The 20,036-nt window shown below is 72.0% G+C and carries 18 protein-coding genes; 4 read left to right on the plus strand and 14 right to left on the minus strand.

The features are described from left to right. Window positions 1-286: 286 nt before the first annotated feature. The 13 genes from FCN22_RS09570 to ftsW all read right to left on the minus strand — a co-directional run bounded on the left by FCN22_RS09570 (window position 287) and on the right by ftsW (window position 14,915). On the minus strand, window positions 287-1,786 hold the full coding sequence (locus FCN22_RS09570; protein ID WP_137121347.1) for an NADH-quinone oxidoreductase subunit N: 1,500 nt from the start codon (window positions 1,784-1,786) through the stop codon (window positions 287-289). Window positions 1,787-1,788: 2 nt separating this feature from the next. Further along, window positions 1,789-3,282, minus strand: coding sequence for a complex I subunit 4 family protein (locus FCN22_RS09575; protein WP_137121321.1), 1,494 nt, complete (start codon window positions 3,280-3,282; stop codon window positions 1,789-1,791). Between the two features lie 4 nt (window positions 3,283-3,286). Then, window positions 3,287-5,167, minus strand: coding sequence for a proton-conducting transporter transmembrane domain-containing protein (locus tag FCN22_RS09580; RefSeq protein WP_137121322.1), 1,881 nt, complete (start codon window positions 5,165-5,167; stop codon window positions 3,287-3,289). Beyond that, window positions 5,164-5,466, minus strand: a complete 303-nt coding sequence (locus tag FCN22_RS09585; RefSeq protein WP_238384634.1) for an NADH-quinone oxidoreductase subunit NuoK — start codon at window positions 5,464-5,466, stop codon at window positions 5,164-5,166. The genes FCN22_RS09580 and FCN22_RS09585 overlap by 4 nt, the downstream gene beginning before the upstream one ends. Beyond that, the gene (locus tag FCN22_RS09590; RefSeq protein WP_238384635.1) at window positions 5,466-6,008 is read right to left on the minus strand and encodes an NADH-quinone oxidoreductase subunit J; all 543 of its coding nucleotides are present in this window, start codon (window positions 6,006-6,008) and stop codon (window positions 5,466-5,468) included. Before FCN22_RS09590 ends, FCN22_RS09585 begins: the two co-directional genes overlap by 1 nt. Beyond that, window positions 6,005-6,949, minus strand: coding sequence for a complex I subunit 1 family protein (locus FCN22_RS09595; protein WP_137121324.1), 945 nt, complete (start codon window positions 6,947-6,949; stop codon window positions 6,005-6,007). Before FCN22_RS09595 ends, FCN22_RS09590 begins: the two co-directional genes overlap by 4 nt. Continuing rightward, entirely contained in the window at window positions 6,946-8,286 is a 1,341-nt protein-coding gene (locus FCN22_RS22535) for a hypothetical protein (RefSeq protein ID WP_137121325.1), read from the minus strand. Before FCN22_RS22535 ends, FCN22_RS09595 begins: the two co-directional genes overlap by 4 nt. Beyond that, a complete protein-coding gene (locus FCN22_RS09605) occupies window positions 8,277-8,624 on the minus strand; it encodes an NADH-quinone oxidoreductase subunit A (RefSeq protein WP_137121326.1) in 348 nt (115 codons plus the stop codon). Before FCN22_RS09605 ends, FCN22_RS22535 begins: the two co-directional genes overlap by 10 nt. Window positions 8,625-8,697: 73 nt before the next feature. Next, window positions 8,698-10,980: a heavy metal translocating P-type ATPase gene (locus FCN22_RS09610; protein ID WP_202911499.1), complete on the minus strand. Its 2,283-nt coding sequence runs from the start codon at window positions 10,978-10,980 to the stop codon at window positions 8,698-8,700. A gap of 58 nt (window positions 10,981-11,038) precedes the next feature. Further along, the gene (locus FCN22_RS09615) at window positions 11,039-11,260 is read right to left on the minus strand and encodes a heavy-metal-associated domain-containing protein (protein ID WP_137121327.1); all 222 of its coding nucleotides are present in this window, start codon (window positions 11,258-11,260) and stop codon (window positions 11,039-11,041) included. A 76-nt stretch (window positions 11,261-11,336) separates the two neighbouring features. Beyond that, complete coding sequence (locus FCN22_RS09620; RefSeq protein ID WP_137121328.1) at window positions 11,337-11,645, minus strand: metal-sensitive transcriptional regulator; 309 nt, start codon at window positions 11,643-11,645, stop codon at window positions 11,337-11,339. A gap of 704 nt (window positions 11,646-12,349) precedes the next feature. Further along, window positions 12,350-13,366, minus strand: a complete 1,017-nt coding sequence (locus FCN22_RS09625; RefSeq protein ID WP_137121329.1) for a C40 family peptidase — start codon at window positions 13,364-13,366, stop codon at window positions 12,350-12,352. Between the two features lie 280 nt (window positions 13,367-13,646). Further along, window positions 13,647-14,915: a putative lipid II flippase FtsW gene (gene ftsW, locus FCN22_RS09630; protein WP_238384638.1), complete on the minus strand. Its 1,269-nt coding sequence runs from the start codon at window positions 14,913-14,915 to the stop codon at window positions 13,647-13,649. Window positions 14,916-15,272: 357 nt separating this feature from the next. On the opposite strand from ftsW, the gene FCN22_RS09635 reads away from it, so the two are divergent. The 3 genes from FCN22_RS09635 to FCN22_RS09645 all read left to right on the plus strand — a co-directional run bounded on the left by FCN22_RS09635 (window position 15,273) and on the right by FCN22_RS09645 (window position 18,575). Beyond that, window positions 15,273-15,833 carry a hypothetical protein gene (locus tag FCN22_RS09635; protein ID WP_137121330.1) on the plus strand — a complete coding sequence of 187 codons (561 nt, stop codon included), beginning with the start codon at window positions 15,273-15,275 and terminating at the stop codon, window positions 15,831-15,833. A gap of 121 nt (window positions 15,834-15,954) precedes the next feature. Then, the gene (locus tag FCN22_RS09640) at window positions 15,955-17,679 is read left to right on the plus strand and encodes a multicopper oxidase family protein (RefSeq protein WP_137121331.1); all 1,725 of its coding nucleotides are present in this window, start codon (window positions 15,955-15,957) and stop codon (window positions 17,677-17,679) included. Beyond that, window positions 17,676-18,575, plus strand: coding sequence for a F510_1955 family glycosylhydrolase (locus FCN22_RS09645; RefSeq protein ID WP_238384639.1), 900 nt, complete (start codon window positions 17,676-17,678; stop codon window positions 18,573-18,575). The genes FCN22_RS09640 and FCN22_RS09645 overlap by 4 nt, the downstream gene beginning before the upstream one ends. A gap of 7 nt (window positions 18,576-18,582) precedes the next feature. On the opposite strand, the gene FCN22_RS09650 is transcribed toward FCN22_RS09645, so the two are convergent. Continuing rightward, complete coding sequence (locus FCN22_RS09650; protein ID WP_137121332.1) at window positions 18,583-19,029, minus strand: MerR family transcriptional regulator; 447 nt, start codon at window positions 19,027-19,029, stop codon at window positions 18,583-18,585. A 28-nt stretch (window positions 19,030-19,057) separates the two neighbouring features. Between FCN22_RS09650 and FCN22_RS09655 the strand changes: the two genes are divergently transcribed. Then, window positions 19,058-19,834, plus strand: coding sequence for a methyltransferase domain-containing protein (locus tag FCN22_RS09655; RefSeq protein ID WP_137121333.1), 777 nt, complete (start codon window positions 19,058-19,060; stop codon window positions 19,832-19,834). The last annotated feature ends 202 nt before the right edge of the window (window positions 19,835-20,036 follow it).

A 20,036-nucleotide genomic window follows, 5' to 3' on the forward strand; every position in this document is an offset into this window, starting at 1 on the left:
ACCCATGCGCGTCGTGTCACCGCTCATGATAGGGCCCCGATGTTCCACCCTGTAGTGGCCAACCGGACGGGGCCGGGCAGCCACCCCGCATCGGGACCAGCGCGCGGGGGCCCGCGGCGCACGTGCATTGCCTGGTAGCCGGAGGTGCATTCCAGGCAGCCGGAGGTGGTGGCGTCGATCGAGGACCGGGATCGGCGGGCAAGAGCCGGCAGGCCGGCTGCTCGTCTCCCGCGACGGAACCCCGTACGACGCTCTCGCATGCCGGGCCGATCGGGCGCCGGCACGGTCAGTGGAGTGCACCGCCGGCACCCACGGTCAGGATGACATCCGCGGCCGGGCCGAGCAGGAGACCCAGGACCCCGGCTATCAGAGCGCTTGCGGTGACCCAGTGGGCCGGCCGGGCCAGGGTGTCCAGGAGCACCTGCAGGGTGCTGCGCGGTGCTGCGCCACCTTCGGGGTGGACCGAACGGGGCTCGGGTCGCTCGCCGGTCATCTCTGGCCGGGCGGCCGGTCGAGTGAAGGCGGGGGCGATCCAGCGCAGGTAGTAGTAGAGGCTGGCGACGGTGTTGATGGCGGCGATCACGACCAGCCAGGCCCAGCCGCCGTCCCAGGTGGCGGTGAAGATGGTGAGCTTGCCGGTGAACACGCCGGTGGGTGGGGTGCCGACCAGGGCGAGCAGGCAGACGACCAGGACACCGGCCAGGGCCGGGTGGGCGCGGGCCAGGCCGCGGTAGTCGGCCAGGCTGGCGCGGTGGGGTTGGGTGGCCACGACGGCGAAGGCGCCGAGGTTGGCTGCGGCGTAGGCGGCCAGGTACAGCACCAACGCGGACAGTGGCGCCGGTTGCGCGGGGGTTCCGGCGACGACGATGGCCATCAGCAGGTAGCCGACCTGGCTGATAGTGGAGTAGGCCAGCAGCCGGGTGGGGCGGTCCTGGGTGAAGGCGGCCAGGTTGCCCAGGGTCATGCTGGCCGCGGCGATGATCGCCAGCAGCAGCCGCCAGTTGATGACGTCGTCGGGGATGACGAGCATGAGTCGATACAGGGCCAGCAGTGCCCCGACCTTGGGCACGGTGGTCAGGAACGCCCCGGCGCCCGTGGTGGCGCCCTGGACGGCGTCGGGGACCCAGAAGTGGGCCGGGACGGCGCCGGCCTTGAACAGCAGCCCGGCCAGCACCGCCACCACCCCGGTGGCCAGGGCTGCGGCGGGGGCGTGGGGCAGCTGGCGGGTGAGGTCGGCGTAGCTGGTGGAGCCGGCCAGGCCGAACAGGATCGCGACGCCCAGCAGCAGCAGGATGCCGGTCAGCACGCCGAGCAGGTAGGTTTTCAGGGCCCCTTCGGCGCCGAGCCGGTCGCGTCCCCACCCGGCCAAGGCGTACAGCGGGATGGAGGCCAGCAGGTAGGCCACGGCCAGCAGCAGCAGGTCGCTGCTGCCGGCGAGCAGGATGGTGCCCGCCGAAGCGAGCAGGACCAGCACCGCGAACTCGCTCTCCCGGGCATCGCCGCGAGTGCGGCCGGCGGCCACGGCCAGGGTGAGCAGCGCGGCGGCGGGCACGATGAGCCGGGCGGCGAAGGTGGCGCTGTCCAGGGTGTAGCTGCCGGCGTAGACGCTGCCCCCGGTAACTCCGGCGGTTGCGGTGGCAGCGAGCGAGGCGGCCAGCGCGGCGGCGGCGGCCAGTTGGGCTGCCCATTGCCGGTGGCGGGGCACGAACGACCCGGTCAGCAGCGCGATCACGGCCCCGGCGAGCAGGACCAGCTCGGGCGCGAACGCGGCGGGGTTCTCGTGCATGCTCACCGGCTCACCAGCGTGATCAGGGTGTGCGCGGCCGGCGTGACGACGGCGAGCAGGGATTGTGGGTAGACCCCGATCAGCACGGAGGCGGCGAGCAGCGGCACGGTGGCCCACAGTTCCCGCGGGCCCAGGTCGGCGATGGCGGCGGGGGCGCGGGGGGCGCCGAGGAACAGGCGGTGCAGCGCCAGCAGGAACAACCCGGCGGTCAGCACGATCCCCAGCGCGGCGACGGCGGCGGCGGGGGTGGCCGGGCCCAGGCTGCCGGCCAGGATCTGGAACTCGGCGATGAACCCGGAGAAACCGGGCAGGCCCAGGCTGGCGAACGCGGCGATGGCGGTGACGGCGGCGAACCTCGGGGCGGGGCCGGCCAGGCCGCCGTAGCGGTTCATGTCGTAGCTGCCGCCGCGGTCGAACAGCACCCCGGCGAGCAGGAACAAGGCGGCGGTGATCAGGCCGTGGCTTACCATCTGGGTGACCGCGCCGGTCACCGCCACGGCCCGGGCCCGGTCGTCGCCGACCAGCCCGGCGGCGCCGAGGGCGAGCAGGATGTAGCCCATGTGGTTGACGCTGGTGAAGGCGACCAGGCGTTTGAAGTTGTCCTGGGCCAGGGCAACCAGCGCCCCGTAGAGCACCGAGACCACCCCGACGGCCACGAATCCCCAGGCATAGGCGCGCCACTGGTCCGGCAGCAGCGGCATGGCGATCCGGACGAACCCGAAGGTGCCCATCTTCAGCAGGATCCCGGCCAGCACCGCCGACCCGGCCGCGGGCGCGTCGGTGTGTGCCGGCGGCAGCCAGGTGTGGAACGGCACGGTGGGGGTCTTGATCGCCAGGCCGAGGGCGATCGCGGCCAGCACCAGCGGACCTGCCAGGCCCGAGCCGGTCAGCGGCGGGTGCGCGGCCAAGGCCACGATGTCGAAGGTGTGCGGTTCGGCGGCCACGTACAGCCCGATGAACCCCAGCAGCAGCGCCAGCGACCCGACAAAGGTGTACAGGAAGAACAGCAGCGCGGACCGGCGGCGGCGGGCGCCGTGGCCCCAGCCGGCGATGACGAAGTACATCCCGACTATTGACAGGTCGAAGAAGACGAAGAACACGATCAGGTCCAGCGCCGCGAACAGTCCCAGGCTGGTGGTCTCCAGGGCCAGGAACAGCGCCGCGTAGGAGCGCGGCCGGTCCGCCTCGCGCAGTGAATAGATGGCGGTTGCGGTGAACACCACCGTGGTCAGGGTCAGCAACGGCAGGCTCAGCCCGTCCACGCCGACGTGGTAGCTGGAGCCCACCCCCGGGATCCACTTGACCTTGGTCTCGAACCCGTAGCCGTCGGCTCCCGGCCCGGCGCCAGCCAGGTATGCCGTCCAGGCGCCGACCGCGATCGCCACCGTGGCCAGCGCGGTGCCCAGCCAGACCCACAGGGCGGCCCGGCCGGGCACCTTGGCCAGCAGCAGCACGGCCGCGACCGCGGCGGGAAGGAAGATCAGCAGGGACAGCACGGGTTCACCTCGCGAGAACGGCGATCAGGACGGCCGCGGCCAGGCCCACCACGGCCTGGGCGTAGTAGTGGTGGGCTTGGCCGGTCTGCGGGCGGCGGGCCGCATCGGCGGCCTGACGCGCCCCGGCCACGAGGGCACGGACGGCACCGCTGACCCCGGCCCCATCGAGGGTGGCTGCCGCCCCGGCCACCCGCCGCGCGGCCGGACCGGCCCCGAGCACGACGCCCTCAAGGGCGTCGTCGGCCCGAGCCAGCACCCGGGCCATGGCCAAGGTCGGGCCCACGATGCCGGCGTGGGTCGCGCGTTCCAGGTACAGCCACGCCGCCGCCGGGCCGGGCGCGGGCAGCCGGCGCGGCCGGGCCAGCGCCACCGCGACCACCACCACGGCCAGGACGGCCGAAATCAGCAGCTCACCGACGCCGGGGGTCACCGGGACGATCGAGGAGTCCAGGCCGAGGCCGGCCGCCACCGGAGGCACGACGAGCAATCCCAGCAGGGCCGCGCCGATCGCCAACGGCACCAACGGGACCCGCGCGAGCCACGGCACCTGCCGCGTTCCCGGTTCTTCCGTGTCGTAGCCCGCCGGGTGGGCCGGCAGGGCCCGCCAGGTCAGCGCCAACGCCTTGCCGGCGTACCCGCTGGAGGCGACCGCGGCGGCCAGCCCGACGACATACAAGGCGGTGGACTGCTCCCGTGCGGCGGCCAGCACGGAGTCCTTGGTGGCCCACAGCGCCAGCGGCGGCAGTCCGGCCAGGCCGAGGGCGCCGATGGTGAAGGGGATCCCGACCCACGGGTAGGCCCGGCCGGCGCCACGCAGCGAGGCAATCGCCTTGGTGCCCAGCGCGGTCAGCCACGCCCCGGCCGCCAGAAACAGCAGCGCCTTGGTGGCGGCGTGTCCCACCAGGTGGGTCAACCCGGCGCCCACGGCGCCGGGACCGGTGGTGCCGGCGGCCAGCGCCACGAAGCCCAGCTGGGCGCTGGTGGAGGCGGCCAACAGCTGCTTCAGGTCGGTCTGGGCCAGGGCGACCACGCCCAGGGCCAGCGCGGTCAGGGCGCCGCCCCAGGCGGCCGCCGGCGCGGCCCAGCCGGCCGCCAGCAGCAGGGGGTGGGCCCGCAGCAGCAGGTAGCCGCCCATGGCGACCATCGCCGCGGAGTGCAGGAGCGCCGAGACACCGCTGGGGCCATCCATGGCCCGGGACAGCCAGAACGAGAACGGCAGCTGGGCGGCCTTGCCGAACGCGGCGGCCAGGATCCCACCGGCGGCCAGGTGCAGCCAGGGCGCGGGCAGCTCGGCAAGCCGGTTCAGGGACAGCGCCGGCGTGGCGGTCCCGGCGGTGGCCAGGGCGGCGCCGGCGGCCAGGTACAGGCCCACGTCGCCGGTGCGGGTGACCACGAACGCGGTCGTGCCCGAGCCCACCGCGGTGTCTCGGTCCCAGCTGAACGCGATCAGCGCGTAACTGGTGGCGCCCATCACCTCCCAGGCCATCAGCAGCCCGAGCAGCGTGGTGGCGGTGGCGGTCACCAGCACTGCCGCCACGAACACCAGCATCAGACCGGTGAACCGGGCCCGCGCGGTCCGAATGGCCGAGGCGCAGAAAATCAGCACCAGCAGGCTGACCGCGGCCACCGTGACCACCATCACCGCGGACAGGTCGTCCACCGCAAGGGCCAGAGGGTCGCCGGCCAGAAAGCGCGCCGCCGCGCTCGGGCGCGTCGTTGCGACGGCTGCGGCCAGGGCCAGGACCGCGGCGGCGACCAACACCCCCACCCCGGCGGCGACCCGCTCGGCGGCCCGCGCGAGGGCGGGCGGCCCGTAGGTGGCGACCAGCAGGACCCCGCCGGCCACGGCGGGAGTCAGGACCAGGGCCCACAGCAGGGCGGTCATTGCTTCAGCTCCGCGGCCATGTCGGTCATGTCCACGTCGCCGGCACGAAACAGCAGGGTCACTACGGCGAAGCCCATCGCCATCTCCACGGTCATCGCCGAGATGACCACCAGCAGCAGCACCTGCCCGTCCGGTGCGGACGGGGCCAGGAAGTACCAGAACGCGGCCGCGGCGACGATCACCGCGGCGACCATCAGCTCCAGGCCCATCATCACCATGACCACCGACTGCTGGCTCAGCGCGCCGAACAGGCCGACCGCCAGCAGGGCCGCGGCCAGCAGCAGGAACAGCTGCAGCATCACCGCTGCCCCTCGTCCTGAGGCTGCTGCTCCTGCGGCTCGTAGCGTCCGTGCGGGGTGGCCAGCACCAGGGCGGAGACGATGGTGGCGAACAGCACGGCCGAGATGGCCACCATCACCGGCATGTGCGGGCCCATGATCGCCTCCCCCACCGCCCGGGTGGCATCGGCCGGCGCCGTGCCGCGCTGGGCCGGCCACGGCACCAGCAGCGCCCCGGCGGCCAGCAGCACGAACGTGGCCACCGAGATCGCCAGCGCGCCACGCTTGTTGTGCAGCATCGACATCGGCATCAGGCCGGCCGGGTTCATCATGAACATCACCATGAACACGACCATGATGGCCATCTCCATCACCATCATCAAGATGGTGACCACGCCCAGGTAGTCCAGGGTCAGCAGCACCAGCTCGCCGCCGACGGCCACGAACGAGGCGGCCAGTGCGAACGTGGCCCGGGCCATCGAGTCGACCACGAACACCGCGGCCCCGGCCGCGACGGCGACCAGGCCCAGCACCGCGAACACGGCCATCGCTGCCCCGCTCACGGCTGAGCTCCACTGACGGCGAGGATCGAGACCACCAGCAGCTGGGCCAAGGTGGCCGGCAGCACGGCCAGCCACGCCACCCGCATCGACCGATCGGCCCGCCACACCGGCACCCGGTGCCGGACCCACACCAACAACACCAGGATCGCGGCGGTCTTAAGAACCGTCCACGCCCAGGCCGGCAGCACCGGACCGGCGCCGCCGCCGAGGAACAGTGCCACCGCCATCGCGGCACCGACCACCAGCAGGGCGTACTGCCCCAGCCGCAGCAGCAGCCGGGCCGGCCCGGACGCCTCGACCAGCAGACCACCGGAGGCGTCCAGACCGGCCGGGTGGGCGAACGGCCCCCACACGCTGAACGCGGCCACCGCGCCGGTGAACACCACCGCCGCCACCGGCATCTGCACCACGAACCACAGCTGCGCCTGCTGGGCGGTGACGATGTCGGTCACCGACAGGCTCCCGGCCGCCACCGCCGGGGCGGTCAGGGCGAACATCAACGGCAGCTCGTAGGCCAGCGCCTGGGCCAGGAACCGGTACCCCCCGACCAGGGAGTGGACGCTGTTCGGCGCCCACCCGACCAGCCACCACGCCGCCCACAACACCACGTCCATCGCGTTGAACCACACCACCCCCACGCCCAGGTCGGTCACCACCTGCCCGCCGAGCGGCACCACCGTGGCCATCGACAGCGCCACCAGCAACGGCAGTACCACGCCGACCGACCACAGCAGCCGATCCGGCGCCAAGGTGCGACGTGGCTGGGCCAGCAGCGCCCGCGCGGTCTCCCACACCGGCCGGCCCAGCCTGGCCCACAACGGCACGGACCGGCTCGCCGGATCGACGGCGGCGTCCACGGCCGCGGTAGCCGCCGCGGCGACCAGCACCAGCCCGGCCGCCACGACCACCGACCAGCCGGGTGCGGTGTGCACGGCGCTCATGTCAACCCCACCTCGTCGGTGTCCGGGTCCAGGCTGGCCATCACCAGCCGCGCGCCCGCCAGGTCCAGCCCCGGCATCAGCTCGACCGCGGCCCGCAGCAGCGCCGTGGACCCCCGCCCCGACGTCCCGCGTGAGGATTCGCCGGGTGCGACGACCCGGCCATCCAGTGCCGTAGCGGTCTCGTCCAGCCAGGTCACGACCCGTGCCCACGCGTCGCCGCCCCTGGCGGTGGCCCGGGCCGCGGGACCGGACAGTCCCAGCCGCTCCACGTCCACGGCGGCGAGCCGGCCCAGACCCTGCAGGGAGCGGCGCAGCGTCCAGGACCGCTCGACCCGGCTCCGCCACCGTGCGAACCCCTGCCGCCCGTCGCCGGGAACCTCGCCGGAGGTGGCCAGGAGCCGGTCGCGGCGGCGGGCGGCCTCGGCGCCGGCCCCCGGCCAGCCGGCCACCTGCAGCAGCCGGGAGAGTGAGTCCAGGTGCGCCGCCGCCCGGCGGGTCGGAGCCGGATCGGCCCAGAAACCCGGCGCTTTCGCCCCCGAAGTGGCCAGGACGCGGGTGGCGGCGGCCTGCACCAGATCTCCCTGCAGCTGGGTGTCGACCACCAGGCCGGCCGGCCAGGCCGGCAGCACCGGCCCGAGCGGGACGTGCAGCACGTCCAGCTTCAGCCCGTCGCGGTCCGGGGCCCGGTCGGCCATCATCAGCCCGCCAGGCATCTGCATGCCCTCATGGCCGCCCTGCCCCTCGTGACCGCCATGGCCGGGGTGGCCGGCATGTCCTTGGCCATCCTCCCCGCGGGCGCCGTGCCCGGAGCCGTCGCCGTCGCGCGCCGCGTGCTCCTGGTGCCCCCGAGGGCCGCCGTGGTTCGTCCCGGGCTCGGCATCCATGTGGTGGCCGTCGTGCTCCCGGCGCTCGGGGTCAGTGTGGGCGCGGTGCTCGTGACCGCCGGTGTGCTGCTCCGCCGGGTCCGCGCGGTCGTGGGACCGCGCAGCTTCGTTCTGTGCCGCGTCCGGGCCCGGCAGGGTCGCCAGTTCCCGCACCCCCGCGTCGAGCAGGACGCCGGTGGTGGCGGGGTCCACAAGGTGCAGGCGCACCCGTGGTGCGGGGACCTGGGCCCACACCAGCTCGGCCGCCTCGGCCAGCTGCGCCGACGGCGTGCCGGCCACCACGAGCAGGTCCGCGCCAGCCGGGGTGTCCGCGAGCACCCCCCCGATCGCGGATACGTGCGTCTCCACCGCCAGCCGCTGCTCGGTACCGCCCGGAGCGGTGACCAGCAGCAGGTGCGGGCGGTAGGCGGCCCAGCGCGCCAGCCGCTGCTGGGTTGTGCCGGTTAGGCCCATCGCAGCGCACCCTCACGCCAGGCATAGACGACCCCGGCCAGCAACAGCGCCAGGAAGAGGAACATCTCGACCACCGCCGGCGTGCCCATCGAGGCGACCACCAGCGACCACGGGTACATGAACAGCATCTCCACGTCGAACGCCAAGAACAGCAACGTCACCGTGTACCAGCGCACGTGGTACCGCGACAGCGCGTGCTCCGCAGGCATCTGACCGGACAGGTAGGCCGGCACTTCGGCCGTCGCGCCCACCGCGAACAGGCGATGGGCGGCCACGACGACGCCGGCGCCGAGCAGCCCCAACCCGATCGCGACCACGATGCTGGCAAAGCCTGTCATGTCCTGCGGTCCTTCCTCGCGTCAGGGACTGCTCGGCGCCCGTGCCCTCCAGCCTGGTGGGTTCGTTGATGCCTCAGTGTGCCGTGAACCGGCGCAGCCGCAGGCTGTTGGACACGACGAACACGGAGCTGAAGGCCATCGCCGCCCCGGCGATCAGGGGGTTGAGCAGGCCGAGCGCAGCCAGCGGTAGGGCGGCCACGTTGTAGGCGAAGGCCCAGAACAGGTTGCCCTTGATCGTGGCCAGGGTCTTGCGGGACAGGCGGATCGCGTCCGCGGCCGAGCGCAGGTCGCCGCGCACCAGGGTCAGGTCGGAGGCTTCGATGGCCACGTCGGATCCGGTGCCCATGGCCAGGCCGAGGTCGGCCTGGGCCAGGGCTGCCGCGTCGTTGACGCCGTCGCCGACCATGGCGACCACCTTGCCCCGTTCCTGCAGGGACCGCACGGCGGCGACCTTGTCGGCGGGCAGCACCTCGGCGATCACGTCCGATTCGGCGATGCCGACCTGAGCGGCGACGGCTCGGGCGGCGCGGGTGTTGTCGCCGGTCAGCAGCACCGGCGACAGGCCGAGGCGGCGGAAGGCGGTGATGGCCTCGGCGGAGGTGTCCTTGATGGTGTCGGCTACCACGATGACGCCGCGGACCTGCCCGTCCCAGGCCACCCACACCGGGGTCTGCCCCAGCTCTTCGGCGGCCTGGGCGTCGTCGACCAGGGATACGGGTGCGGTCAGGGACCAGTCCTGCTCGAGCCAGCTGCGCCGTCCCACGAGCACGGCGTGGCCGTCGGCGACGCCACTGACGCCGCGACCGTCATGGCCCGCGAAGTCCTCGGCGCGGGTCAGCGGGACGGGGCTGGCCTGCCGGGCGGCGGTCGCGACCGCGGCCGCGATCGGGTGCTGCGAGGCGTCCTCGACCGCGCCGGCCAGGGCCAGCAACTGGGCTTCGTCCTGTCCGGGCGCCGGGTGGAGGGAGGCCAGGCTCATCCGTCCGGTGGTCACGGTGCCGGTCTTGTCCAGCACGATGGTGTCCACGGCCCGGGTGGACTCGAGGATCTGCGGGCCCTTGATCAGGATGCCCAGCTGGGCGCCCCGGCCGGTGCCGACCATCAGCGCGGTCGGGGTCGCCAGGCCCAGGGCACACGGGCAGGCGATGATCAGGACGGCGACGGCGGCGGTGAACGCCGCGGTCGCGCCGTGCCCGGTGGCCAGCCACGTCGCCAGGGTAGCCAGGGCCAGCAGGATCACGACCGGGACGAACACGCCCGAGACGCGGTCGGCCAGGCGCTGTACCCGGGCCTTGCCGTTCTGGGCGTCCTCGACCAGCCGGGCCATCTGCGACAGCTGGGTGTCGGCGCCCACCTGGGCGGCCCGCACCAGCAGCCGGCCGCCGGCGTTGACGGTGGCGCCGACCACCGGGTCACCCGGCCCGACCTCCACCGGCACCGACTCGCCGGTCAGCATCGAGGCGTCCACCGCGGAGGTCCCCTCGGTCACCACGCCGTCGGTCGCGACCTTCTCCCCGGGACGGACCACGAACACGTCGCCGACCGCCAGGGCGCTGGTGGGGATCCGGGTCTCGACCCCGTCGCGAACCACGCCGACGTCCTTGGCGCCCAGGTCCAGCAGCGCGCGCAACGCCGCGCCGGAGCGCTTCTTGGCGCGGGCCTCGAAGTAGCGTCCGGCCAGGATGAACACGGTGACCGCGGAGGCGACCTCCAGGTAGAGGTGGCCGGCGGCGGACTCGCGCGAGGGCATCAGGTCGAAGGTCATCCGCATCCCGGTCATCCCCGCGTCGCCGAAGAACAGCGCCCACAGCGACCACAGGTAGGCCGCGGACACGCCCACCGAGATCAGCGTGTCCATCGTGGCCGCGCCGTGCCGGGCATTGGTGACCGCGGCCCGGTGGAAAGGCGCCGCGCCCCACACCACCACCGGGGAGGCCAGGGTCAGAGCCAGCCACTGCCAGTTGTCGAACTGCAACGCGGGGACCATCGACAACACCAGCACCGGAAGCGCCAGGACCGTCGAGATCAGCAGCCTGCTCCGCAGGGCCCAAGCCTCGTCCGGCCCGCCGTCGGGTGCGCCCCCGGCCCCGGTGCCGGGCCCGTCCTCAGCCGACGCCGGCAGGGTGGCGGTGTAACCGGTAGCCTCCACGGTGGCGACCAGGTCCGCGGGAGCCACCGACGCGGCATACGTCACCTTGGCCTTCTCGGTCGAGTAGTTGACACTGGCGCTGACTCCGTCCAACTTGTTCAGCTTCTTCTCGACCCTCGCCGCGCAGGAGGCGCACGTCATCCCGCCGATCACGAGCTCGACGCTCTGCTCGCCTCGGACCTGCTCGGTCGGTGTGCTGGTGCTCATCGTGTTCCGTCCTCCCGCGCGACGCACGCCGCAGTGCTTGCCGGTCTGTGTGGTGGGTCTATCGGGTGGCGAGCCGGTAGTCGCCGGCCTCGTCCAGGGCCGCGGCGACCTGTTCGTCGCTCAGGGGCCGGTCGCTGCTGACGGTCACGGCCGAGGCGCCCTCGGGGACCAGCTCGACCTGCACGTCGGTGACGCCCTCGAGGGCCTGCAGCTCGCCGGTGACCGCACTCGCGCAGTGCCCGCAGGTCATCCCGGTAACGGCATAGGTGTTGGTGTTCATCACTCGTTCCCTTCGTCGGGTACGCCGTCGAGCCGCAACACGACGACCATCCCGGTTGGTGTTCTGATCTGGTGTCTCAAGCCCGTACCAAGCGGGCGATGGCGTCCGTCGCCTCGCGGACCTTCTCTTGGGCCTCGGGCCCTCCCTTGGCCGCGGCGTCCACCACGCAATGGCTCAAGTGCTCCTCCAACAGCCCCAGCGACACCGCCTGTAACGCGCGGGTCATCGCTGACACCTGGGTGAGGATGTCGATGCAGTACTGCTCCTCCTCGACCATCCGCTGCAAACCCCGCGCCTGACCCTCGACCCGACGCAACCGCCGCAGATAGTCGTCCTTGCGGTGGATGTAACTCGGCAACCTCGTTGCTGTTCGGTTGTCGTCCATCACACTTCCCTCTCACTGGTGTACACGCACAACACTATACCCCCCTACCGTATTTCGGGGGCTGTAGCCCGCTCGCCCGTCCAGGGCAATCCGCTCGCCTCTCACCAGGACACGACGCCTGCCACGGTCGTCTCCACCAGGCCCGCCAGTGACGTTGGTGCCTACCGGCACGCAAGCCACGGCTCATCCCGCAACCGTTCCTGGCCGAACGGGTCGAGCAGACGAGGTCGACGCGCGGGGACCGCAACCAGCTCGCCGCACGGCAGCTCTCATGTCCTGGCCGGCTAGATGCCGGCCGACGAGGTGGGCCATCGGATCGGCAGGGCTGCGCAGGGGCCGCTTCCAGGGCAGGCGGGAGAGCGTTCAGGAAACCATCCCTGACCTCGGCTCAGCCATCCATCAGGCAATGCGGCAGGCCGTGTCGACCCACCGCTCTGGTCGACCAGCGCTGTCGGCGCGAGCAACGGCAACCAGATGGGGACGATTGACGGGCTTCGTCCCTCACAGCATGCGCCGGTGCCGGGCATCCGGATCGCCCCGGCCTGGGCCTCAGCACAGGCCCCGGCACGCCCAAAACCCCGGGCTTGGTGAGCCAGCTCGTTCAGCGTTGAGCCCGAGCCGCGAGGCAAGACAAGGCCGAGGGCCCCAACCAACGGGTCGGGGCCCTGGCGCTCTTCCGCGCATCGTGTACGCCGAGATTGGAATCAGATGACGCTGCGGTAGCGGGTCACACCACTGAAGATCCGGCGCTTCTGGGTTGGGATGCCGGGCTTGCCCGAGTCATACATCATGCCGCCGCCGGCGTAGATGCCGACGTGACCGGTGCCGATGAAGACCAGGTCACCAGGCTGCGGGTTGCTGGTAGCCGGAAAGTGGTCCAGCTGCGCGTAGGTGGTCCGGGGCGCCGAGATGCCCACCTTGGCGAGGACGAACTGCACGTAGCCCGAGCAGTCGAAGCCGGTCGACGGCGAGGTCCCGCCCCACTGGTACATGATGCCGGTGTAGTCGGCGGCGGTCGCGAGGATCCGCGACCGCACCGAGGTGCGGTCGGTATCGCGCGACGGTGCGTCCGAACCGCGGGACGTGCTGGAGGACGGAGCGAGTCGCATCGCGGCGGCCGTCTTGGGCCCCACCACGCCGTCCCGGAGCAGGCCGTGACGGCCCTGCCAGGACTTCACCGCCGACAACGTCCTGGGCCCGAAGACACCGTCAGCGTAGGCCCCGACGACACGCTGGATCGCCTTGACGACCGCGCCGCGCGAGCCGTACCGGACGTTCTGCCAGCTGCGGTATCCCGAGGTGCCGACCGGCGCGGTCGATCCACCCGGACTGCCGCTGGACAGCCGCATCTTCGCCGCGGTCCTGGGCCCGACGATGCCGTCCACGACGAGTGCGTGGCGACCCTGCCAGCGCTTGACCGCCGCGTAGGTCTTGGGACCGAAGATCCCGTCGGCGGTGGTCCCCACGATGCGTTGGATCTGCTTCACGACGGCCCCTCGAGCGCCGTAGCGCACGGTCTGCCAGATCGAGGGTGTCGTCGGGACCGCGGTGGCGATCTGGACCGCTGTCGCCACGTGCGCCGCGGCGGCCACGGGGGCCGCGCCAGGGGTGGGAGCGGCGGCGGGGGTAGGCGCCGCGTCGGCTGCCGGAGCACCGAAGGCAGCTCCGGTGAACAAGGCCCCCGCGGTCGCCAGTCCGAGTCGTCTGCTCTGTCTCGTCACGTATCTGCTCTTCCGTATATAGTCCGGCCCCGAGGCAACCCGAGGGAGGCTAGCAGCGGATGAGGTGATTGGGGTAGCTGGGACGGCGGTGATTTTTGAGGTTGTCGGCGTGTCGGCTTGCAAATCACACCGAAGTGACTCTCGAATGCTTGCGCTCAACCTTCCGACCGGCCAGTCAGTTGGGCGAGGCACCACGGCACCATCGCGCGGCAAGGTCTCCCGCACGCCCCGCTCCGCCGATGCCCGCGAACGGGTGGACCAGGCCGTCGGCCAGGCCTGGTCACTGGTTGCTGGGCGGTCGTCTGGTCGACAGCAGCGCGAACGAACGGCGAATCAGCGTGGGGCCCTCATCCAGGGCTGTTCGACCGCCGGGCACGTCCCGGGCAAACGCCAGCAGAACCCCTACCCCGACAAGGGTGGTCACTAGCGCTGACCCACCGCTGGAGATCAGCGGAAGCGGCACGCCGATGATGGGCAGGAGGCCGACCACTGCTCCGACGTTGATGGCGGCCTGCGCCAGGATCCACACCATGATCCCGGCGGTCGCCACTCGCACGAAAAGGTCGGTGCTGCGCAGCACCAGCAGGTAGCAGCCCAGTGCGACCAGGCAGAACAACGCGAGCACCGTCAAGGTACCGGGAAGGCCGAGCTCCTCGCCGATGATCGCGAAGATGAAGTCGTTGTCGGCTTCAGGCAGCCACGCCCACTTCTCTCGACTCGCCCCGAGCCCGACGCCCCACCATCCACCATCGGCCAGGGCGTACAGCGCATGCACCTTCTGGAAGCAGCCGTCCGAAAGCGCGCTTTGACAGGCGTCGCTGCCAGCCAGCCACGAGGTGATCCGCCCCATCCGGTTGGGGCTGCTGACCACCAGGGCTATGGCCATCGCGGCGAATGCCCCGGCGGCGATGATCATGCCACGCAGTGGCACTCCGGCCGCGAACAGCATCCCAGCGATGATCGCCAAGAGCACCAGCGCCGTCCCGAGGTCGTGTCCGAGCAGGACCAGTCCGACAATGCTCGCTCCCGCAGGCAGCACCAACGGTATGACCGCGTGGGAGAACCGGCCGAGCTGTCGACGTTTCCTGGCCAAGACGGCGGCACCAAGCAGTACCAGCGCCAGCTTCGCCAGCTCCGCCGGCTGTAGCCGCTGCCCGGCCACCTCGATCCAGTTGCGGTTTCCCATCACGCTGATGCCCAAGGGAGTGAAGACCAGGCCCTGCAGCCCCAGCGCCCCGAGGAACAGCCAAGGAGCGGCCGCCTTCAGCAGGCGTACCGGCAGCCTGCTGGCAATCCAAGCCCCTATGACCCCCAGCGCCGAGAACCTCAACTGTGCCAGGAACACCGTGTACGAGGAACCGCTGTCCGTGAACGCCTCGATGCTCGAGGCCGATAAAACCATGACCAGCCCGACACCGACCAACATGGTCGTTGACCCGAGCAGCAGGTAGTACGGAGCGACCGGCGAGGCGAGCCACTGCAGGCGCGCGGCTGCACCCTCCCCGCTCGGCGGGCGGTTCACGTCATCCGCATCAGCACCGGTGGGCACCGGTCTCCTGTGGCGCGTGCGCCCGAAGAGTCTAGCCATCACGGCGTGGCGAGGAACGGACATACAACCACCGATCATTGACGCTGCCCGACTGTGACTGCCCGAAGAGGTCCGGGTCCGCGCCAACTATCCACGCTAGTAGTTCGTCGCGCCCACAGCGACACGCCAGGTCCAGTGGTGACTTACGGCGCGGCATGCGTATGAGGTGATGACCGCTGTCAGGCGTGCAGACTCGGTCGGCCTGTTGCGCGTGTCCGACCGGCTGGCGGTCGCACTCCGCCCAGGCCAAAGAACATCCAACCGACCGCCGTGAGCGGCCGGTCATTCCATCCCGGGCGCGGATGCGAGGATGGTGCGGTGAACCGACCGAGCAGCGTGCCCATCGGGCCGCGTCGCGCGACCCTGCCCATGGCGCGGGTCATGGCGCGGGTCGTGCTGCTGGTGGTGGCCATCGCCGCGCTCGGCTTCACCATCGTCACGATGCACGCCATGCATCTGGGACCCGGCCACGCCCCCTCCATGCAGACGATGGCCACCCCTCACCCGGCGATGGACACCACGACCGCAGAAACTCCGCCCAGGCACGCCCCGGGCAAGGGTTCCGACGCGGACGGCGCCGCTACCTCGGTGCAAGTCGTTCCCCAGGTCCAGTCGATGGCCGACCAGCCGAGCGACAGCACGGCCCCCTGCGCGTCCGACTGCCTGGTCGGTGGCTCCGGCGCGGGCCACGGCGTGGCGATACTGTGCCTGTCCCTGCTGCCGTTCGCCGCGCTGTTCGCGCTGCGCCTGCCGCGACGCTTGCCCCCGTCCACCCGCGGCCTCGAAACGTCCCGTCGCGTCATCGGATTCGTCCTCGGATACCGCGGGCCGCCTCGCCCACGGCCCACGCTCGCCGCGCTCTGCATCCTGCGCACCTAGAAATTATCCGCAGCCCGCGACCGGGCTGCCCCTGTCTGCACACCCTGTTGGCCCGCCCGGCCGCGCCACGTCGCGCTGCCTGGCGCCGACCCCCGATTCGTGAGCTCTTTGAGGACCCTTGATGAACACACCATGGCACCCCGCCCGACCCAACAATGCCCCACCCGACAATGCCCGACCCTCCGGCTCCCTCGGCCTGAACCGGCGGACCTTCCTGACCGCGACCGCCACCGGACTCGGTGGCCTGGCGCTGGCCGCGTGCAGCGGCGGCAACACGCCCACCCGGATCCCTGCCGGCACGACCACGACCCCGGCCGTCAGCGCCGCGGCCATCAAGCGGGCCGAGGCCCGACGGCCGCACACCGGCCGGACCCGCGCCTACCGGCTGACCCCCGGGTCCACGCAGGTCGACCTGGGCGGTCCCACGGTGACCACCCTCGCCTACGGCGACACCATCCCCGGCCGGGTCATCCGGGCCGACGTCGGCGACGAGCTGGCGGTGGCGGTGACCAACCGGATGGACCGGCCGACCTCGGTGCACTGGCACGGCATCGCGCTGCGCAACGACATGGACGGCGCCGCCCCGGCCACACCGGACATCGACCCGGGCGCGTCGTTCACCTACCGCTTCTCGGTACCCGACCCGGGCACCTACTGGGCCCACCCCCACGTCGGCCTCGACACCGACTTCGGGCTCTACCTGCCGGTCATCGTCGACGACCCGAACGAGCCGGCCGACTACGACACCGAATGGGTCGTGGTCCTGGACGACTGGACCGACGGCATCGGACCCAGCCCGAAACAGATCTACACCAAGCTCACCAGCGGCGGCATGTCCGGCATGGACCACGGCGACATGAACGGGATGGACGGGATGGAGGGGATGGAGGGGATGGACCACGGCGCCGGATCTACCCCCACGGACGGCATGTCCGGGATGTCCGGCATGAGCGGGATGGGCGCGATGGGGACCGCGGACCCGTCCCCCACCGGGTCGGCCGGGATGGGGATGGGGGGCATGCGCAAAAGCACGCTGCTCGGCGGAGACGCCGGCGACGTCGCCTACCCCTACTACCTGGCCAACGGCCGGATCCCGTCCGCCCCGACCACCTTCCGCGCCAGGCCCGGCCAGCGGATCCGGATCCGGATCATCAACGCCGGCGCCGACACCGCCTTCCGGGTCGCCCTGGCCGGCCACCGGATGACCGTCACCCACACCGACGGCTTCCCCGTCGAGCCGACCGAGGTCGACGCGCTGCTGCTGGGCATGGGCGAGCGGTATGACGTGATCGTCACCGCCGGCGACGGCGTCTTCCCCCTGGTGGCCGCCGCCGAAGGCAAGGGAACCAAGAGCCTGGCCCGAGCCCTGCTGCGGACCGCCACCGGAACCACCCCAGGCGCCAACGTGCGGCCCCGGGAACTGAGCGGCCGGGTCGGCACCGTCGAGGTGTTCACCGCCACCCAGCCGGTGACCCTGCCCACCGCCAAACCCGACGTCGAGCTGGCAGCCAACCTCGGCGGCAACATGGCCAGCTACCGGTGGACCATCAACGGCCGCACCTTCGACCAGCTGGAACCGCTGACCATCCGACAAGGCCAACGCGCCCGGCTCACCTTCGCCAACCACACCATGATGTGGCACCCGATGCACCTGCACGGACACACCTTCCAGGTCAACCAGCCCGGCGGTCGGCCCGGGCCACGCAAGGACACCGTCATCGTGCTGCCCATGCGCTCGGTCTCGGTGGACCTGGTCGCCGACAACCCCGGCGACTGGATGCTGCACTGCCACAACGGATACCACATGGACGCCGGCATGATGACCCGATTGGACTACCGCGCATGACCGCCACACGGACGCCACGGCCACGACCCGCCATACGGGCCCTCGCCGCGGCCACCGCCCTCATCGCTGTGTTCGTGCTGGCCGGCTGCAGCCAGGACGACACCGCCACTGCCCAGGCCGCGGCCACGACGACCGCGTCGCTACCCAGCCAGCACGTGCACGCCATCGCCCGCGACCCCGGCGACGGCACGGTGAAACTGGCCACCCACGACGGCCTGTTCACCCTCACCACCGGCGGCACCTGGCAGCAGATCGGCCCGGCCATCGACCTGATGGGCTTCACCGTCACCGGACCCGGCAACTACTACGCCTCCGGCCACCCCGACCCCGACACCGGCCTGCCCGAACCCGCGGGGCTGCTGCACTCGGTCGACGCCGGGAAGACCTGGACCGCCCTCTCCCGCGGCGGCCAATCCGACTTCCACGCCCTGACCGCCTCCACCCGCGGCGTCGTCGGCTTCGACGGCGGGCTGCGTCACAGCAGCGACGGACGCTCCTGGCGCACTGGTGCCATCCCCGCGCCCGTGCGGTCGCTGGGCGCCGCCCCGGACGGCGCACGGGTCCTGGCCACCACCGAACAAGGGGTGCTCGCCTCCAGCGACCACGGCCGGACCTGGACCGCGGTCCCGGGCGCCCCGATGCTGCTGCTGGTCGCCTGGGCCGACGACACCACCGCGGTCGGAATCAGCCCCGCCGGCCAGGTATCGATCAGCACCGACGCCGGCAACACCTGGCGCACCACGCAGCACACCCTGGCCGGGCCCGAGGCGCTGTCCGCGATCCGCACCCCGGGCGGCGGGCTGGAGATCCTCGCGGTCGCCTCGGCCGGGGTGGTCTCCTCCACCGACCGCGGCGCCACCTTCAAACCTGTCACCCCGGCACCACCAACCCGGTGATGACAGGTCAGACCGGCCGTGGCGCGGCGACCGCCGCCGCGCCGTCCATGTCGAGTCCGCTCCGCTGCGCCACGTGGGCCAGGAAGTGGCTGCAGGTGACCAGGTCCTCGTGCTCGCAGTCCAGCGCGCACTCGATCAGCGCCAGGGCCTCCTGCAGCGCCGCGACCCGCCGGGCCAGGTTGGCGCGGTGCTCGCGAAGGATGGCGGCCCTGGTGGCCGCGCCACCCGCGTGGAGCAGGTTGCGGATGTCCGCCAGGCCGAGGCCGGCCTCCTTGGCCCGCAGGATGACGGCCACCCGGTGCAGGTCCGCCACCTCATAGCAGCGCCGCTCACCGGCGGCTCGGGCCGGTGACAACAACCCCTCCGACTCCCAGTGCCGCAGCACGTGCGTGGCCATGCCGAACCGCTCGGCCACCTGCCCCACGCTCCACACCTGCCGCTGGGTTGACTTCATGTCGACATGAAGTCGCATCGTGACGGGTATGTCAACCCGCACCTCCGAGACAGACCGTTCAAGAGACCAGGCCAGCTCACTGATCAGAATCCTGGATGCCGCGGACGCCACGCCTGGCGCGGCCGAGCTGCGGGCCCGCAGCTACGCGCTGCTCACCCTGCCCCCAGGGTCGCGGGTCGTGGACGTCGGCTGCGGCGCCGGACGAGCAGTGGCCGAGCTGGCCGACCGAGGCGCCGACCCAGCCGGGGTGGACCTCAGCGAGGAGATGATCACCGTCGCCCGCCGACGCCACCCCGACCAAGAGTTCCACGTGGGTTCTGCCGAGGTCCTGCCGTTCGGTGACGGCGAACTGGCCGGATACCGCGCCGACAAGGTCTTCCACGACCTCACCGCGCCCGAGCGAGCGCTGGCCGAAGCCCACCGCGTCCTGGCACCCGGCGGGCGCATCGTGCTGATCGGGCAGGACTGGGACACCATCGTCATCGACTCCCAGCACCCAGAGCTGACCCGGACCATCGTGCAGGCCCGCGCCGACACCATCGCCAGTCCCCGGGCAGCCCGCCGCTACCGCGCCGGGCTGCTGGACGCCGGCTTCACCGACGTCGCCGTGGAGGTCCACACCGCGACCTTCACCGACACCACCATGTTGCCCATGCTCACCGGGCTGGCCGACAACGCCCGCTCCACCGGCGCGATCAGCCCAACTCAGGCCGAAGTCTGGCTGGCGGACCAAGTCGCCCGCGGGCAGACCGGCCGCGTCTTCCTCGCCATACCCCTCTTCCTCGCCCACGCCGGCAAACCCTGAGACGCGACACCGCCGACGCACGAAGCCAGGCCCTCTCCTCCGCCGGCGAGGTGGCAGGCTGGCCGCCACGCGCGGGCCGCCTTCCTGGCAACCACGTCTCGAACCAACCGGTCGACGAACATCCATGCCAACGGATCAGACGGGCCCGGCGGATCTCGACGTGGCGAAAATCGTCGACACATGCGGCGGCTGTGTCTGCGCC

The organism is Segeticoccus rhizosphaerae (assembly GCF_005222685.1).
Classification (GTDB): Bacteria; Actinomycetota; Actinomycetes; order Actinomycetales; family Dermatophilaceae; genus Segeticoccus; species Segeticoccus rhizosphaerae.

Bases quoted from the DNA above. Each gene is read 5' to 3' on its own strand.
- FCN22_RS09570 (WP_137121347.1), bottom strand. From the start codon at position 1,786: ATGCACGAGAACCCCGCCGCGTTCGCGCCCGAGCTGGTCCTGCTCGCC.
- FCN22_RS09580 (WP_137121322.1), bottom strand. From the start codon at position 5,167: ATGACCGCCCTGCTGTGGGCCCTGGTCCTGACTCCCGCCGTGGCCGGC.
- FCN22_RS09585 (WP_238384634.1), bottom strand. From the start codon at position 5,466: ATGCTGCAGCTGTTCCTGCTGCTGGCCGCGGCCCTGCTGGCGGTCGGC.
- FCN22_RS09595 (WP_137121324.1), bottom strand. From the start codon at position 6,949: ATGAGCGCCGTGCACACCGCACCCGGCTGGTCGGTGGTCGTGGCGGCC.
- FCN22_RS22535 (WP_137121325.1), bottom strand. From the start codon at position 8,286: ATGGGCCTAACCGGCACAACCCAGCAGCGGCTGGCGCGCTGGGCCGCC.
- FCN22_RS09605 (WP_137121326.1), bottom strand. From the start codon at position 8,624: ATGACAGGCTTTGCCAGCATCGTGGTCGCGATCGGGTTGGGGCTGCTC.
- FCN22_RS09610 (WP_202911499.1), bottom strand. From the start codon at position 10,980: ATGAGCACCAGCACACCGACCGAGCAGGTCCGAGGCGAGCAGAGCGTC.
- FCN22_RS09615 (WP_137121327.1), bottom strand. From the start codon at position 11,260: ATGAACACCAACACCTATGCCGTTACCGGGATGACCTGCGGGCACTGC.
- FCN22_RS09620 (WP_137121328.1), bottom strand. From the start codon at position 11,645: ATGGACGACAACCGAACAGCAACGAGGTTGCCGAGTTACATCCACCGC.
- FCN22_RS09640 (WP_137121331.1), top strand. From the start codon at position 15,955: ATGAACACACCATGGCACCCCGCCCGACCCAACAATGCCCCACCCGAC.
- FCN22_RS09645 (WP_238384639.1), top strand. From the start codon at position 17,676: ATGACCGCCACACGGACGCCACGGCCACGACCCGCCATACGGGCCCTC.
- FCN22_RS09650 (WP_137121332.1), bottom strand. From the start codon at position 19,029: ATGAAGTCAACCCAGCGGCAGGTGTGGAGCGTGGGGCAGGTGGCCGAG.
- FCN22_RS09655 (WP_137121333.1), top strand. From the start codon at position 19,058: ATGTCAACCCGCACCTCCGAGACAGACCGTTCAAGAGACCAGGCCAGC.